Source organism: Kribbella speibonae (genome assembly GCF_004331375.1).
Taxonomy (GTDB): Bacteria; Actinomycetota; Actinomycetes; order Propionibacteriales; family Kribbellaceae; genus Kribbella; species Kribbella sindirgiensis.
Window position 1 is genome coordinate 800,807 of the sequence record NZ_SJKC01000001.1, and the last position, 14,541, is coordinate 815,347.

The window sequence follows — 14,541 nt, forward strand, 5'->3', positions numbered from 1 at the left end:
ACCAACCATTCGCAGACCGCTTTCGTGGTTGGCCGGTGCTCAAAGTGCTGGCTGCGGTCGGGATCGCGGCGGCTGTGCTCGCGGCACCGGTTGCTTCGACGATCGGGTACCGGTTGATCGACACCGCGATCGGCTGCCTGATCGCGATCCTTTCTACTCTGGTTCTGAGGAGGCGACATGTGGCCTGATCACGCGATCTGGTGGCAGGTTTATCCGCTTGGGTTCACCGCGGCCGCGCCGACGGTCGCTCATCGTCTGCGGCATCTGGAGAGCTGGCTCGACTACGCGATCGACCTGGGGTGCAACGGGCTGCTGCTCGGGCCTGTGTTCGCCTCCGAGACGCACGGCTACGACACCGTCGACCACTTTCGGATCGACCCGCGCCTCGGTGACGACGCCGACTTCGACCGGCTGATCGCGCAGGCGCACGCTCGGGGCCTCCGGGTCGCCCTGGACGGTGTCTTCAACCATGTCGCGCGCTCCTTCGCCCGCCCGGACTGGTTCCGCCGCGGTGGCCTCGACACCTTCGAGGGACACGAACAACTGGTTGCCCTCGACCACAGCAACCCCGAGGTCGCGCAGTACGTCGGTGACGTCGTACGGTTCTGGATCGACCGCGGTGTCGACGCGTGGCGCCTGGACGTGGCGTACGCCGTACCGCCGGAGTTCTGGCGTGACGCGCTGCCGCGGGACCGCGACACCTGGTACTTCGGCGAGATGATCCACGGGGACTACGCCGGGTACGTCGCGAAGAGCGGGCTCGATTCCGTCACGCAGTACGAGCTCTGGAAGGCGATCTGGAGTTCGCTCAACGATCGCAACTTCTACGAGCTCTCGTACGCGCTCGGCCGGCACAACGCGCTGCTCGACACGTTCGTCCCGCAGACGTTGGTCGGCAACCACGACGTCACCCGCCTCGCGACCCGGCTCGAGGACGAGCGCCACCTCGGCCACGCGATGGCGATCCTCTTCACCGTCGCCGGCGTACCGAGCGTCTACTCGGGCGATGAGCAGGCGTTCCGCGGTCTCAAGGAGGATCGCGCCGGCGGGGACGACGCGATCCGGCCGGCGTTCCCCGCGTCGCCCGACGAGCTGGCGCCGTACGGCCGACCGACGTACCGGCTGCACCAGGAGCTCATCGGCGTACGGCGTCGCCACCCGTGGCTGACCCGGGCGCGGACGACCGTCGAGCACCTCACCAACGAGTCGCTCGCGCTGCGCAGCAGTCATGGCGAGGAGTCGGTCCTTCTGCTGCTGAACATCTCCGGCCAGGAGCAGCGCTTCCCGCTCGAGGACACTCCGCCTGTCCCCGCCCACAGCTGGGAATTGTTGACAAGTCCGTAACCTTCCGCCGCTTGCGCCCGTTGTGCTCGGTAAGACAGAAGTGAGGCTTCTCGTCGCGCTGGGCTTGGTGACGGGACACATGGGGGTTTGCTGATGAACACTCTGTGGGACGAACTGATACACGAGTTGGGCACCGTGCGCGCGTTGAGCGCGGCGGCTCTGGAAGCGCGGTCGGAGACCTCGAGGGTCGCGCTGATCACCTTGCTGGACGCCGAGACCGCGGAGATCTCGGCGATCCTCGACCGCATCCTCCGCGAGGCCGCCGCCTCCTCAGCGGCCTAACACCGCACCGACCGCCCGCCGGAGCGTTTCCGTGGGATCGTCGGGCTGGTCGAACGCGCGGTAGGCGATATGCGCGTCGGGCCGGACGAGCAGACAGCCCTCGTCCGGGATCTCGCGCACCCGCGCCCAGTCGCCGTACAGGTCGTCCAGCTCGCGACCCGGCCCGATCACGAACGGCTCGATCGGTACGCCGAGCTGCTCGGACACGGATTGCGCCGCCTTCACCCAGGCGTCGCCGCCGATGCCGGTGAGCAGGGTGAACTGGCCCTTCCCGACCACGTCCAGCGTGCTCACGGTGTCCGATCCGCGCGTCAGCCAGCAGTGCGGGATCCGGGCGCCGGGCCACGTCGTCGGGTGGTAGTACAGCTCGTGATCCCGCTCGTACGGCGGCTCCGGCGTACCGTCGCCGACCACGGCGGACGAGCGGTAACGCTGCCCGAGCTCGACACCGTGTGCGTTGAACTCGTAGTCCTTCAGTTCGATCGCCTTCCGCAGCTCCTCGCGCTGCGCGGCGCCCTCCGGGGTGTCGTCCTTACGCGACTCGATCGTCCGTCCGGCGGGCGCGTCCGGTGTCATCCCGAGCGCCCGGAAGATCTGTCCGAACTGGTTGCGGCTCTTGTTGGCGCGGTCAACGATCTGTCGCGCGATCGGTGCGCGTTCGGCGTCGTAGCTCCGCAGCAGCTCGGGCGCGGCCTGACCCTTGAGGACCAGGGCGAGTTTCCAGGCCAGGTTGTACGCGTCCTGGATCGACGTGTTCGAGCCGAGGCCGTTGCTCGGCGGATGCCGGTGGATCGCGTCACCCATGCAGAAAACGCGATCGCGGCTGATCTTCTCGGCGTACATGTGGTTGACGCTCCACACCGAGGTACTCTTCAGCTTCACGTCGATCGTGTCGTCGCCGACCAGGTTGTGCACGATCTCGGTCGCCATCGCCTCGTCGACCACCGGGGCCGGCTGGTTGATGTCGTAGCCCCAGACGATCAGCCACTCGTTCCACGGGCGGACCATGCGGACGAGGCCCGCGCCGATCCCGCCGATCTGCGCGCCGGGCTGCAGCACCCAGTACAGGACGCTCGGGCGATGCGCGACGTACCGGCTCAGGTCGGCCTCGAACACGATGTTCATCGACCCTTCAATGTCCATCGCACCGGCCATCGGAAGATCGATGTCCTGGGCAACCTTGCTCCGCCCGCCGTCCGCGCCGATCAGGTACTTGGCGCGGATCTGGTACGTCGTGCCGCTCAACCGGTCCCGTACCGTCGCGGTGACGCCGTCGTCGTCTTGCTCCAGGCTTTCGTACTCGGTGTTGAAGCGCAGCCGCGCGCCGCGGCCGGCCGCCGTACTGACCAGGATCGGCTCGAACAGCGTCTGCGGGAGATCCATGGGCAGGCACGGGCTCGCCTCGGTGTAGTCGGCCAGGCGGCGTGGATGCGTGCCCCAGGTGCGGATCCGGCCGATCTCCTCGCCGGCCAGGCTGGTGCAGAAGGCGGTCTGACCCATCAGGTCGTGGGCGGTGCCCTTGTCGACGACCTGGTCCTCGATACCTACGTCACGCATCAACTCGATCGTGCGCTGATTCGTGATGTGCGCACGGGGCGTGTTGGCGGTCCAGCCGTACCGGGTGAGGACGATGTTGTCGACGCCGTACGTGGACAGGAACAGGGAGGCGGCACCGCCGGCCGGGCCACTGCCGACGATCAGAACGTCCGTGGTGATCACTGCTGGGTCTCCTCGGTCGTGGCGAGCACCAGGTCGTAGTCGACGGTGTAGTAAGGCTGCTCCGGCGTACTGCCGTCGGGGGCCTCGGTGCCGGCCGGGTGTTCGGTGAAGTTGGCGATGAGCGACTGCTTGACGCCGAACACCGCATCGGTGTCGAGGTACTCGTCGCCTGCCGCGAAGACGTGCGTGATCAGGCGGCTGAACCCGGGCGCCGTGACCATGAAGTGGATGTGCGCCGGGCGCATCGGGCCGCGACCGCCCGCACGGAGCAGTTCGCCGACCGGGCCGTCGTCGGGGATCGGATAGGCGACCGGCTTGACCGCCCAGAACCGGTAGTTGCCCTCAGCATCGGTTGTCAGGTGGGCGCGATTCTGCGGACCGTCGAGGTCCTTCTGTACGTCGTAGAACCCGTCCTCGTCGGCCTGCCAAGTCTCGACAAGCGCCTGCGGGATCGGATCGCCCTTGGTGGTGAGGACACGCCCGCTCACCAGGCACGGCTGTCCAGGGGCGCCGTTCGAGATGTCGCCGCCGAGCTGCACCTCAGGAGATCCTTCGACGAAGAACGGCCCGAACACCGTGGACTGTGTGGCCTCGGGCGGCTTCTGGTTCCCCAGACCGACCGTCAGCATCGACAGCCCGAGTACGTCGGCCAGCAGCACGAACTCCTGTCGCGTGCCGGTCGAGATCTGACCGGTCCGGGTCAGGAAGTCGATCGCGGTGAAGTACTCGTCCTCGGTGAGATCGACCTCCCGCGCGAACGCGTGCAGGTGCCGCACGAGGGCGCTCATCACCTCTCGGTACCGGCCGCTGGGGCTGTCGCCGAAGCTGGCCACCACGGCGGCGGTCAGATCATCTCCTTGCAGGTCCATCCGGTCTCCTCGCTCATCAAGGTCGCGTACCGGACCAGGCGCGGGTCAAGATCTCCCGCACCAGGTCCTCTGTCACGGGGACGGGATTGTCCGTCGGCTTGAACGCCGCGGCGGCTTCCGCGACCTGCGCCTCGGTCAGTCCCAAGTCCCGCAAGCTCGTCGCCACGCCAGCGGCCTGATACAGGTCGAACAGCTGAGCCGCCAAGCCGCTCGGCTCCTCCGTGCCTAGCGCGGCCGCGAGGCGTGCTGTTGCTTGTGGAACGGCGGCGGCGTTCGCGCGCACCACCTGTGGAAGAACTGCGGCGTGGGTCTCGGCGTGCGGCAGGTTGTAGGTGCCGCCCAGCAGATGGCACAGCTTGTGATGCAGTCCGGTTCCAGCCGTCGCCAACGCCGAGCCCGCCAAGCAGGCGCCGTACAGGAGGTTGCTTCGAGCATCTAAATCGTCGGGTGCGAGTAGCACGTCCCGCAATCCGGTGCTCAACGCGCGCAGCCCTTCCACCGCGGTCAGCTCCGTGATCGGATCGGCCTTCGGTGTCCAGACCGCCTCCACGCAATGCGCGATCGCGTTCGCCACACTCGCCGCCGTCACCTTCAACGGCAACCCGCGGCTCAACATCGGGTCATAAACCACCACCTGAGGCAGGACCCGCAGGTCAGTCCCAGTGCTCTTACGGCCCGCCGTCGTCTCACCCCAGACCGGCGTCATCTCCGACCCGGCGTAGGTAGTCGGCACCGCAACAACCGCCCCGCCGGCCGTCAGGGCGATGGCTTTGGCGAGGCCGATCGCGGAGCCGCCACCGATGGCAATCACCGCGTCAGCGTCGGTCTCGCGTGCTGTGGTGCGCGCCTGGTCGGCGACCTCGGTGGGGACGTGCTGGGCCACACCGTCGATCCGGCCCGCGAACAGGTCGCCCAGTTGCGCCTCGACCACGTCGGCCGCGGCGCGCGCGGAGTTCGTCGCCACCACGAGCGCCCGCCGTACGCCGAGCGCCTCGACCTCGGCCGCGACCTGGGCAAGGGTGCCGGCACCGAACACCACCCGCCCAGGCAGGAACGTGTGCACGAACCCGGCACCAGGAGGCGCCGCATCGACTGGACGTGGCATCCGCAGCTCCGCTAGGATTTCGCTCAGCGAATAGTTTTTCTTTCAACGAAGAGCAGGTTAGCCGATGCCGGGTGACGCGTCTACAGGCACGTTTCTGCAAGGTCTGGAGCGCGGCCTCGCGGTCATCCGCGCGTTCTCCACCGAGGCGCCCTCGCTGACCCTCAGCGAGGTGGCGCGCGCCGTCGGCATCACCCCCGCGACGGCACGCCGGATCCTGCTCACGCTGGAGGAACTCGGCTACGTCCGCAGCGACAACCGCCGCTTCTCCCTCACCCCGCGCGTCCTCGCCCTGGGCTGGGCGTACCTGTCCTCCCTGGACCTCGGCGAACTCGCCGGCCCGTTCATGGAGGAACTCAGCGCCAAGACCCGCGAATCTTGCTCGATCGCGACCCTCGATCTCCCGGACATCGTGTACGTCGCCCGCGTACCGACCAGCCGGATCATGACCGTTGCCCTCGGAGTCGGCGCCCGGCTGCCGGCGTACCCAACGTCGATGGGCCGGGTCCTCCTCGCTGCCTTGCCCGACGAAGACCTGACGGCGTACCTCCAGACCGTGCAGGCCGAGCCGCTCACGGATCGCACGCTCACCGCCCCGGACGACCTGCGCGCGAGCATTACCCAGGCACGGGCCGACGGTTACGCCCTGGTCGACCAGGAGCTCGAACTAGGTCTCCGCTCGATCGCCGCCCCCATCCACAACTCCCGCGGCCGCGTCATCGCCGCGCTCAACGTCTCCGCCCACGCGTCCCGATCGACCGCGACGTCCCTCTGCGAGGAGTTCCTCCCACATCTCCAGCAGGCCGCCACGCAGATCACGACAGCCCTGACGCACCGCGGCAACTTCTGACGTCGGCACCGAATCCGGAAGTGGTCTGTCCGGAACCGGGCCTAGCATCGGACGCATGGATCAGTCGTTCAGCGGCGAGGTCATCGAGTGGCGCGGTCCGGCGCCGTACTACTTCGTCCCCGTACCGGACGAGGAGGGTGACGCGCTGCGGACCTTCGCCTCGGCTGCCAGCTACGGCTGGGGAATGCTGCCGATTCGCGCCCGGATCGGCAGTACCGAGTGGAAGACCTCGTTGTACCCCAAGGACGGTAGCTACCTGCTCCCGTTGAAGGACGCAGTGCGCAAGCCGCAGGGACTCGACGCAGGCGACACGGTGGATGTCCGGCTGATGCTGGACGCGCTGCCCCACAGGGAGAAGCGCCCTGCGCCTCCGAGGGCACCCGTCCCGCGTCCGACGGGCTCCCGCGAACCAATCGCTGCGGACCAGCTCACGATCGTCCCCGCGAACCAGGCGACTGCTGAGGATCTCGAGGCGGTCTTCGGGACCCGTGGCGACACTGCCCGCTGCTCGTGCCAGCGGTTCCGGATGCTTCCCAAGGAATCCTGGGCTTCGGAAGGCCCCGAAGAGCTCGCCGCGCGGCTCCGCGACCAGACCGCCTGTGGAAACCCGGAGGCCAAGAGCACGAGCGGACTGGTGGCGTATCTCGACGGCGAACCCGTCGGCTGGTGCGCCGTCGCGTCGCGCGCCGACCACCCGAGGCTGCGCCGCGACAACCGCATCCCCTGGATGGATCGCGACGAGGACAAGGCCGACACGACGGTGTGGGCCGTGACCTGCTTCGTGACCCGCGTCGGCTTCCGGCGTCGTGGGATCAGTCGCGCCCTCGCCCGCGCCGCCGCCGACTTCGCCCGTGACCGCGGCGCCCGCGCCGTGGAGGGCTACCCCGATTTCGTCGACGGCGGATCGGTCGGCACTCTCGACACGTTCGCCGACGCCGGCTTCGCCGAGGTGGCCCGGCCCGGCAGGCGCCGCGCGGTCATGCGGATCGACTTCTGAGCCTCCCGCGCCGTCAGGCCTTCAGCTCCTCGAGGATCTCCAGGTAGTGGGGGTTGTTCATGATGCCGATGATGTTGCCGAAGGGGTCGACGACGAAGGCGGTGCGGAAGCCGCTGTTGGTGCCTCGTTCGACGATTCCTTCGAGGACTGTTGCGCCGAGTTCGACCAGGCGGTCGAGTTCGGCCTCCAGGTCGTCGACGTGCCAGTGGACGATCGCGCCGGCCGGGGTGCCGACCTGTTGGTGGGCGTACCTGGAGTCGACGATCCCGAGTTCGCACTGGAAATCGCCGAACCGGAACTCGACGTACGCCGGCTCCTCGGCATTCGGAACGTTGTAGTAGGCCTCGATACCCAGCAGTTTCTCGTACCAGGCGCGCGCCGCCTTCATGTCGTCGGCGTAGAAGCTGATGGTGGCAAGTCCTCGCAGCATCTCGGTGGTCCCTTCCGTCTCGGTTGATGACCACCACGATTCCACCCAAAGTGCTCACCGAGTGAGCACTTTGTTCAGTCGGTCTAGTCGGTTTGGGTGACCTTGCGGAGGCCGCGGGGAGCGTCGGGGTCGAGGCCGAGTTTGCGGGCCAGGAGCTCGATGGCGCGTTGGGCCGGGATGACCAGCGCGAGCGGGGCGAGGGTTTCCGGGAGGTCGGGGCCGGCCAGGTTCACGTCGCAGCGGGAGGCGAACGTCGGGTCGCCGCCGATGCCGAGGATCTTGCTGCCCTTCTCGCGGACGATGCCGGCCAGCTCGGTCATCCCGGGCAGGGCGGGACCTTCGCCGGCTGCGACCAGGATGGTCACCAGGTCGGAGTCGACGACCGCGATCGGGCCGTGCTTCAGGTCGGCGTACGACAGCCCGCGGACCGGCTGCAGGCAGGTCTCCTCGAGTTTCAGCGCGACCTCGAGCGTCGTCCCGAACGTCAGACCGCGACCACTCGCCAGCACGTCGTGCGCCCCCGCCAGCAGGTCCGCCGCGGCCTCGACCGACCCGGACAGCATCTTGGTCGCGGCGTCCGGGACCCGCGCGATATCGGCGTCGAGCGTCCCCGGCCGCGGCGCGAGCGCGTCCACGGCGACCGTGATCGCGGCCAGCTGCGTCGTGTACGTCTTCGTGGCCGGCACGGCGAGCTCCTGGCCGGCCTGCGTGATCAGGGCGACGTCGGCCGTCGAGGCCAGCGGGCTGTTGCCGTCGTTCGTGATGCCGACGATCGCCGCGCCGTTCCGCTTCGCCCACTCGGCCGTGTCGACGATCTCCTGGGTCGCACCCGACTGGCTGACGGCGACAACCAGCGAGTTCGAGAGGTCGAGGTTCGCGCCGTACAACGTGGCAACCGACGGAGCGGCCAGCGACGCCTGCCGGCCGGCGTGGATCTCGGTCAGGTAGCGGCCGTAGACCCCCGCGTTGTCGGACGATCCGCGCGCCACGAAGATCACGTTCCGGCGCCCAGCGGCCAGCCGGGTGATGTCGTGCCGCAGCGGCAGAACATGCTCGAAGGTCGCGGCGAGCGCGGCCGGCTGCTCGGCGATCTCGGCCGCCATCCGGGTTTCCTGGGCGGGGACAGACACCACTACGATCACTGGTCCTATCTGGTCTTAACAGGTATGCTGCGCACGATAGCAGTGAGCGGCGCCCCGGGGCACCCCCGAGGCCCGCCCAGGTCTGGAGGATCGAGATTCCATGGTGGCGACGAAGCGGGCCCAGGTCCGATCGGTGCTGGAACGGCTGATCGACGTCGAGCTGCATCCCGGGGACCCGATCCCCTCCGAGCGCGCCCTGGTGGACAAGCTGAACGTCTCCCGGGTGACCGTCCGGCAGGCGATCAGCGACCTGGTCGAGTCCGGCGCCCTGGAACGGGTGCACGGCAAGGGGACCTTCGTCACCGGTCCGCAGGTCGACTCGCAGCTGCACCTGACCTCGTTCTCCCGGGAGATGCGGGCCCGTGGGCTCGAGCCCGGGACCGTGGTGCTGTCGGCCAGCGAGATCGAGGCCTCCGACGAGACCGCGAAGGGCCTGCGGGTCGCGAAGGGCACCAAGGTGATCCGGGTCGAGCGGCTCCGCACGGCCGACGCGTCGCCGATGGCCTACGAGGTCGGCTACTACCCGTCCGCGCTCTTCCCCGGCCTGCTCGGCCGTGAGCTCGGCACCCTCTACGACGTCTTTGCCAGTGAGTACGACGTCGTCGTCACCTCCGGTGAGCAGACCGTCCGGGCGGACAACGCCGACGGTCATGTCGCCCGGGTGCTCGGCGTGGCCCGGCGGGCACCCCTGCTGGTCCTCGAGCGCACCACCTTCGCCGGCCGCAAGGTCGTCGAGCTGTCCTGGTCGGCCTACCGTGCCGACCGCTACCGGCTGCACATGGCCCTGACCCCTCGCGGCCCGCGCACCGGGTCGGCCTGAGCCTGACGCGCGGCCGTCATCGGGCCGCAACGAACTGGACCTGTCCTGTTCATCAACTGGTCTACATCCCTGTCGAATGCTCCCCGGCCACCGGGCCGGTTCGGCAGGTGGGCCGCCGGATCCGACGAAGTGCCCGGCAGCAATACTGGAGCCGAACCCACAAGAACTGTGTTGTGAGGAGTACCGCGAGACATGCCTATTGCAACCCCTGAGGTCTACGCCGAGATGCTGGACAAGGCCAAGCAGAACCGCTTCGCCTACCCGGCCATCAACGTCAGCTCCTCGCAGACGCTGATCGCCGCGATCCGCGGTTTCGCCGAGGCGGGCTCGGACGGCATCGTCCAGGTCTCCACCGGCGGTGCCGACTACCTGTCCGGTTCCACCGTGAAGAACATGGTGACCGGCTCGGTGGCGCTGGCCGCCTACGCGCACGAGGTCGCCAAGAACTACCCGGTGAACATCGCGCTGCACACCGACCACTGCCCGAAGGACAAGCTCGACGGCTTCGTCCGGCCGCTGCTGGCGATCTCCGCCGAGCGCGTCGCCCGGGGCGAGAACCCGCTGTTCCAGTCGCACATGTGGGACGGCTCGGCGGTGCCGCTGACCGAGAACCTGGAGATCGCCAAGGAACTGCTGGCGCAGACGGCCGCGGCGAAGATCGTCCTGGAGATCGAGGTCGGCGTCGTCGGTGGCGAAGAGGACGGTGTCGCCAACGAGATCAACGAGAAGCTGTACACCACCGTCGAGGACGGCCTGGCCACGGTCGAGGCGCTCGGTACCGGTGACCACGGCCGCTACCTGACCGCGCTGACCTTCGGCAACGTGCACGGCGTCTACAAGCCGGGCGCGGTCAAGCTGCGGCCGGAGATCCTCGCGGAGATCCAGGACGCGGTCGGCGCCAAGGTCGGCAAGGAGCGCCCGTTCGACCTGGTGTTCCACGGCGGGTCCGGCTCGACGCTCGAGGAGATCCGGGCGGCGGTCGACAACGGCGTCATCAAGATGAACGTGGACACCGACACGCAGTACGCGTTCACGCGGCCGGCGGCGGGGCACATGTTCGCCAACTACGACGGCGTGCTGAAGGTCGACGGCGAGGTCGGCAACAAGAAGGCCTACGACCCGCGCGCGTGGGGCAAGGCGGCCGAGGAAGGTATGGCGAAGCGCGTCGCGGAGGCCTGCGAGGACCTTCGCTCGACGGGCACGTCGCTGAACGCCTGACATCATCTGGTCCTCCTGTAGGGGGTCTGTGAAGGGCTCACCGCCACTGGCGGTGGGTCCTTCTGTCACATCCGGGCGAAGTGGCGGATTCCGGTGCGGCGGGCGGCTCGGGTGAACGTGGTGCGGATGCGGTCGGCCACGGTCGGCGGGTCGGCGAGGTCGGCCCAGGAGATCCAGCAGTGCTCGACGGGTTGCGGTCCGTCGGGGTCGGCGACGGCCGGCTCCGGGATCGGCTCGTCGACGGAAGGCTCGAATTCCTCGCACCAGAAGGGAAAACGCGGTTCGAACTCGACGACGGTGCGCTCGTCGGGGAACCACAGACCTTCGGCCGGAGAGACGCCGGGATCGGCCGGCTCGGAGTTGGGCGGTGGTGACGGGCTGGGTGCCGGGAGACCCGCGTCGGCGAGGATGAAGCGCAAGCGGGACTCCGCGATCGAGGCCGAGCCGGTGAGCTGGTCGAGAACCGTCAGGGCGCGCTTGCTGCCGTGGTCGAGCCGGGTGACCGCGTGATTCAGCGTGCGGCGGTTGACGAGTCCGGCGTACATCGCGGCGTCGGCGAGCACGACCGCGGGCTCCGGTGGTGCGGTCGCGGCGACCTCGGCGATCGCGCGGGCAGGCGAAGCCAGGCGGAGCCTGTTCCACAGTTGGAGGCCAGGGCCTACTGGGTCGCGGATATGACGGTGGACGCCGCGGAGCCGGCCGGAGCGTCCGTCCGGTGCGGTCACGTGGACCCGGGTCAGGTCGAGGCCCCAGACCGGTAAGGCATGCAGAGCCGCCGCGGACTGGTGGCTGGCGAAGACGCTGGGTCCGCTGGTGCGCAGGACGTTGTGGATCCGGCGGAGGTAGAGGACTTCGTCGGTGACCAGCATCAGTGAACGGTGGGCGGCATAGGTGCCCCGCCGGATCCGGCGCCAGGAGCCGGAGTGGAGCAGGGAGTCGATGTCAGCGTCGGGGTAACCACAGGCACGCGCGTCGGCCCGGGTGAAGACACCGCCCCGGATCGACGCCATCACGGCGAGTTGAGGATTCATGCCCCAGAAGGTGCCGCGATCCGCCGTCGTCCGGACCCGCGATTTTCAATCTGTGGAGAACTCGTGCCGCACCCAGACGTTCGGCTCGACGTACACCGCGCGATCGGCGGCCACGTCACACTCCACCGGAACGAGGGCGCCCGAAACCTCGACGGGACCGCTGCGGTCGAACGGGAGTCCGGTCCAGGAGCGCCATTCCGCAAGGGATCCCGCGATCACCCACGAGGCCGGCGCGACGCAGACGATCCGTCCGCCGGCGCGCACGTGGGTGCGGAGCCAAGGATCGAAGGGGAGACCGTCGGGGCGGGTGCGCGAGGCGTAGTCGTCCATCGCGACCAAGGGCTCGAGGTCCTTGTGCGTCGGGCGGACAGGGGCATCGAGCGCGCTGAGGCCGAGGTTTGCGGCCGCATCGCGGAGCGCCGCGAGAAGCAGGGCAGCGACGCCGTCGCCCTGGAACTCCCGGGCGACGCTGATGTTCAGGGCGCAGGCAGTGTCGGGCCGGACACCGTGCCGGGCGTCGGTGAAGGCGCGGACGACCGACTGTTCCCAGCCTCCGGAGGGGAAGGTGCCGCCGACGAGCTGAACCGCGTGCGCGTCGCCGACGGGTTCGCCGTCCGAGGTGGCGATCAGGCAGGTCTCGGCGAATGTCTCGACCGTCTGCGCGAAGTACGCCTCGGAGACGCGGTTGTGGCGCATGAAAGCCGGCCAGTCGCCCACGTCGATATCCGCGTGAGCGAGGTCCGGGCGGTCAGCGACGGAAGTGATCTCCAGGGTGCGACCGGAGCGCAGTTCGGGCATAAAAAAGGCCCGTCATGTGTCTATGACGAGCTCTGCGCGGGTTGGTACCCAGGGTTGCCAGAGGAGGGGCATGTCGGCCTCGGACGGGGTGCGGTTGCCTTTCCGCTCGTTGCACGAGGCATGGGCGGCCACGGCGTTCAGCCACTCGGTGCGGCCGCCCCTGGACCTGGGTTGGACATGGTCCATGGTGTCGGCGTTCTCGAGACCGCAGTACGCGCACCGGAACTTGTCCCGCCGCAGGACGCCGTGCTTGCTGTACTTCATCCGGCCGGCCGCGTAACGCCAGTGCGTCACGACGTACCGGACCAGGCGGAGGACTCGAGGAACCGGAAACGGGCCGATCGTTCGCTCTCCGTGCGACTCTTCCACCACTGCGACCTCCCGCACCAGCATCCGGATGGCGTGCTGGATCGAGACGGTGTGCAGCGGTTCGTACGACGCGTTCAGGACTATGACGCTCATCCGGTGCCTCCTTCCGGCCGTAGCTGGGAACCACGGCGGTTGATGCAGGGTCTCAAGCATCCGTGGCCGCCGGGTGAACGGTCAACGGATTTCGCCAGACGGTCACGTGCCGGTACGGCTGCGTGATCGGCGAAGATGTGCTTATGGAATTGAACAATCTGCTGTCCGGTCCACCCGAGACACTACTACCGGTCGACCCGGCCGCGGCGGAACTCGCCGACGGGGCCGCTCCGGCGGACGTCGCGGCCAAGTACCCGACGTCGTCCCTGGCCTGGGCCGTGCTCGCCGAGGCGGCGCTCGCGGACGGGCGCACGATCGAGGGGTACGCGTACGCGCGCACCGGCTACCACCGGGCCCTGGACCTGCTCCGCCGAAACGGCTGGAAGGGGCACGGGCCGGTGCCGTGGGAGCACGAGCCGAACCGCGGCTTCCTGCGCGCGCTGGCGGCGCTCGGGAAGGCCGCGGCGCTGATCGACGAGAAGGACGAGGCCGAGCGCTGCGTCACGTTCCTGCGGGACTCGTCGCCGGCCGCAGCCGACGCTCTGAGCTGAAACCCGCTTGTGGGGTTGGGCACCCGGCGGAATGATCTGCCGGGTGACCAGTCCTTATGCCCAGGACGGATTCGGTATCGGGTTCGACTGGGGGCCGGTCGGCGCCGGAGTCGTTGCCGGCGACATCGTCGCGGTCGTCGACGTGCTGTCGTTCACGACGGCGGTGACGGTGGCGGCCGATCTCGGGATCGATGTCTACCCGTACCGGTGGCGAGACGAGACGGCAGTCGCGTACGCCGAGCAGTACGGCGCGAAGCTGGCAGTCGGCCGCTCCGAGGCCGGTCCCGACGACGTCAGCTTGTCGCCCGTGTCGATTCGGCGAGTGACCGGAATCACCAAGTTGGTGCTGCCGTCGCCGAACGGATCGACGATCGCGAAGCTGCTCAGTGACACCGGCGCGACGGTGATCGCGGTGTCGCTGCGCAACCGGCGAGCCGCAGCCGAGTGGGTGACGAGGCAGTTGGCCGGGCGGCCGACGGCGAAGATCGTGGCGATTGCCGCGGGCGAGCGATGGAAGGACGGGTCGCTCCGGCCGGCCGTCGAGGACCTCTGGGGAGCCGGCGGGTTCCTGAGTGCGCTCGAGAGCGACGACCTCTCCCCGGAAGCGCGAGCGGCGGTCGCGGCGTACGACGCTGTTGCGGACGAGCTGCCCAAGCTGCTGCACGAGTGCGCCGGCGGTCGCGAACTCACGCAGTACGGCTATCCGGAGGACGTGGCGATCGCGGCCGAGGTGGATCAGAGCCGCAGCGTGCCCGTGCTCCGGGACGGTATGATGTTCCGGTCAACTTGAAGCATCGAGATACTGCCCGTTGACAGTGCCGGCAGGCGGCGAGCGTCCCCGCTTCTTGCCGAACATGGACGGTTCTAGGCGGACGGACAGACCGGCGAAGCTGGACGCCCACGGTCGGGTCCCCGCCCCTCCGGGC

17 protein-coding genes are annotated in these 14,541 nt (G+C 68.8%); 9 read left to right on the forward strand and 8 right to left on the reverse strand.

What is annotated here, in order from left to right:
* Positions 1-35: 35 nt before the first annotated feature.
* The 3 genes from E0H92_RS44015 to E0H92_RS04060 all read left to right on the forward strand — a co-directional run bounded on the left by E0H92_RS44015 (position 36) and on the right by E0H92_RS04060 (position 1,626).
* Positions 36-188: a hypothetical protein gene (locus E0H92_RS44015; protein WP_165549686.1), complete on the forward strand. Its 153-nt coding sequence runs from the start codon at positions 36-38 to the stop codon at positions 186-188.
* Complete coding sequence (locus E0H92_RS04055; protein WP_131495423.1) at positions 178-1,344, forward strand: alpha-amylase family protein; 1,167 nt, start codon at positions 178-180, stop codon at positions 1,342-1,344. The genes E0H92_RS44015 and E0H92_RS04055 overlap by 11 nt, the downstream gene beginning before the upstream one ends.
* Before the next feature lie 93 nt (positions 1,345-1,437).
* A complete protein-coding gene (locus E0H92_RS04060) occupies positions 1,438-1,626 on the forward strand; it encodes a hypothetical protein (RefSeq protein ID WP_131336007.1) in 189 nt (62 codons plus the stop codon).
* Here the strand turns inward: E0H92_RS04060 and E0H92_RS04065 are convergent.
* The 3 genes from E0H92_RS04065 to E0H92_RS04075 are packed head-to-tail and all read right to left on the reverse strand — an operon-like array spanning position 1,615 to position 5,319.
* Entirely contained in the window at positions 1,615-3,345 is a 1,731-nt protein-coding gene (locus E0H92_RS04065; protein WP_131495424.1) for an FAD-dependent monooxygenase, read from the reverse strand. The genes E0H92_RS04060 and E0H92_RS04065 overlap by 12 nt on opposite strands.
* A complete protein-coding gene (locus tag E0H92_RS04070) occupies positions 3,342-4,214 on the reverse strand; it encodes an intradiol ring-cleavage dioxygenase (RefSeq protein ID WP_131495425.1) in 873 nt (290 codons plus the stop codon). Before E0H92_RS04070 ends, E0H92_RS04065 begins: the two co-directional genes overlap by 4 nt.
* A 16-nt stretch (positions 4,215-4,230) precedes the next feature.
* Positions 4,231-5,319, reverse strand: a complete 1,089-nt coding sequence (locus E0H92_RS04075) for a maleylacetate reductase (protein ID WP_131495426.1) — start codon at positions 5,317-5,319, stop codon at positions 4,231-4,233.
* Positions 5,320-5,383: 64 nt separating this feature from the next.
* Here E0H92_RS04075 and E0H92_RS04080 point away from each other — a divergent pair, with 64 nt between their 5' ends.
* The gene (locus E0H92_RS04080; RefSeq protein WP_131495427.1) at positions 5,384-6,166 is read left to right on the forward strand and encodes an IclR family transcriptional regulator domain-containing protein; all 783 of its coding nucleotides are present in this window, start codon (positions 5,384-5,386) and stop codon (positions 6,164-6,166) included.
* A 55-nt stretch (positions 6,167-6,221) separates the two neighbouring features.
* Positions 6,222-7,163 (forward strand): DUF1905 domain-containing protein, encoded by a 942-nt coding sequence (locus E0H92_RS04085; RefSeq protein ID WP_202873510.1) that lies wholly within the window; start codon positions 6,222-6,224, stop codon positions 7,161-7,163.
* A 13-nt stretch (positions 7,164-7,176) separates the two neighbouring features.
* On the opposite strand, the gene E0H92_RS04090 is transcribed toward E0H92_RS04085, so the two are convergent.
* Together E0H92_RS04090 and E0H92_RS04095 are read right to left on the reverse strand one after the other, a co-directional pair.
* Complete coding sequence (locus E0H92_RS04090; RefSeq protein ID WP_131495428.1) at positions 7,177-7,593, reverse strand: VOC family protein; 417 nt, start codon at positions 7,591-7,593, stop codon at positions 7,177-7,179.
* Positions 7,594-7,676: 83 nt separating this feature from the next.
* A complete protein-coding gene (locus tag E0H92_RS04095) occupies positions 7,677-8,696 on the reverse strand; it encodes an SIS domain-containing protein (protein WP_131464700.1) in 1,020 nt (339 codons plus the stop codon).
* A gap of 139 nt (positions 8,697-8,835) precedes the next feature.
* Between E0H92_RS04095 and E0H92_RS04100 the strand changes: the two genes are divergently transcribed.
* Both E0H92_RS04100 and fbaA read left to right on the forward strand, forming a co-directional pair.
* Positions 8,836-9,555 carry a GntR family transcriptional regulator gene (locus E0H92_RS04100; RefSeq protein ID WP_130388014.1) on the forward strand — a complete coding sequence of 240 codons (720 nt, stop codon included), beginning with the start codon at positions 8,836-8,838 and terminating at the stop codon, positions 9,553-9,555.
* A gap of 192 nt (positions 9,556-9,747) precedes the next feature.
* Positions 9,748-10,773, forward strand: coding sequence for a class II fructose-bisphosphate aldolase (gene fbaA, locus E0H92_RS04105; RefSeq protein WP_131464702.1), 1,026 nt, complete (start codon positions 9,748-9,750; stop codon positions 10,771-10,773).
* Positions 10,774-10,838: 65 nt separating this feature from the next.
* Here fbaA and E0H92_RS04110 read toward each other — a convergent pair whose 3' ends face one another.
* The 3 genes from E0H92_RS04110 to E0H92_RS04120 are packed head-to-tail and all read right to left on the reverse strand — an operon-like array spanning position 10,839 to position 13,064.
* A complete protein-coding gene (locus E0H92_RS04110; RefSeq protein ID WP_238173304.1) occupies positions 10,839-11,804 on the reverse strand; it encodes a type IV toxin-antitoxin system AbiEi family antitoxin domain-containing protein in 966 nt (321 codons plus the stop codon).
* A gap of 45 nt (positions 11,805-11,849) precedes the next feature.
* Positions 11,850-12,602, reverse strand: coding sequence for a GNAT family N-acetyltransferase (locus E0H92_RS04115; RefSeq protein ID WP_131495429.1), 753 nt, complete (start codon positions 12,600-12,602; stop codon positions 11,850-11,852).
* A gap of 12 nt (positions 12,603-12,614) precedes the next feature.
* Entirely contained in the window at positions 12,615-13,064 is a 450-nt protein-coding gene (locus E0H92_RS04120; protein WP_131464706.1) for an HNH endonuclease, read from the reverse strand.
* Between the two features lie 143 nt (positions 13,065-13,207).
* Between E0H92_RS04120 and E0H92_RS04125 the strand changes: the two genes are divergently transcribed.
* The gene (locus tag E0H92_RS04125) at positions 13,208-13,615 is read left to right on the forward strand and encodes a DUF3151 domain-containing protein (RefSeq protein ID WP_131283769.1); all 408 of its coding nucleotides are present in this window, start codon (positions 13,208-13,210) and stop codon (positions 13,613-13,615) included.
* A gap of 43 nt (positions 13,616-13,658) precedes the next feature.
* Positions 13,659-14,405, forward strand: coding sequence for a 2-phosphosulfolactate phosphatase (locus tag E0H92_RS04130; RefSeq protein ID WP_202873511.1), 747 nt, complete (start codon positions 13,659-13,661; stop codon positions 14,403-14,405).
* Positions 14,406-14,541: the final 136 nt, after the last annotated feature.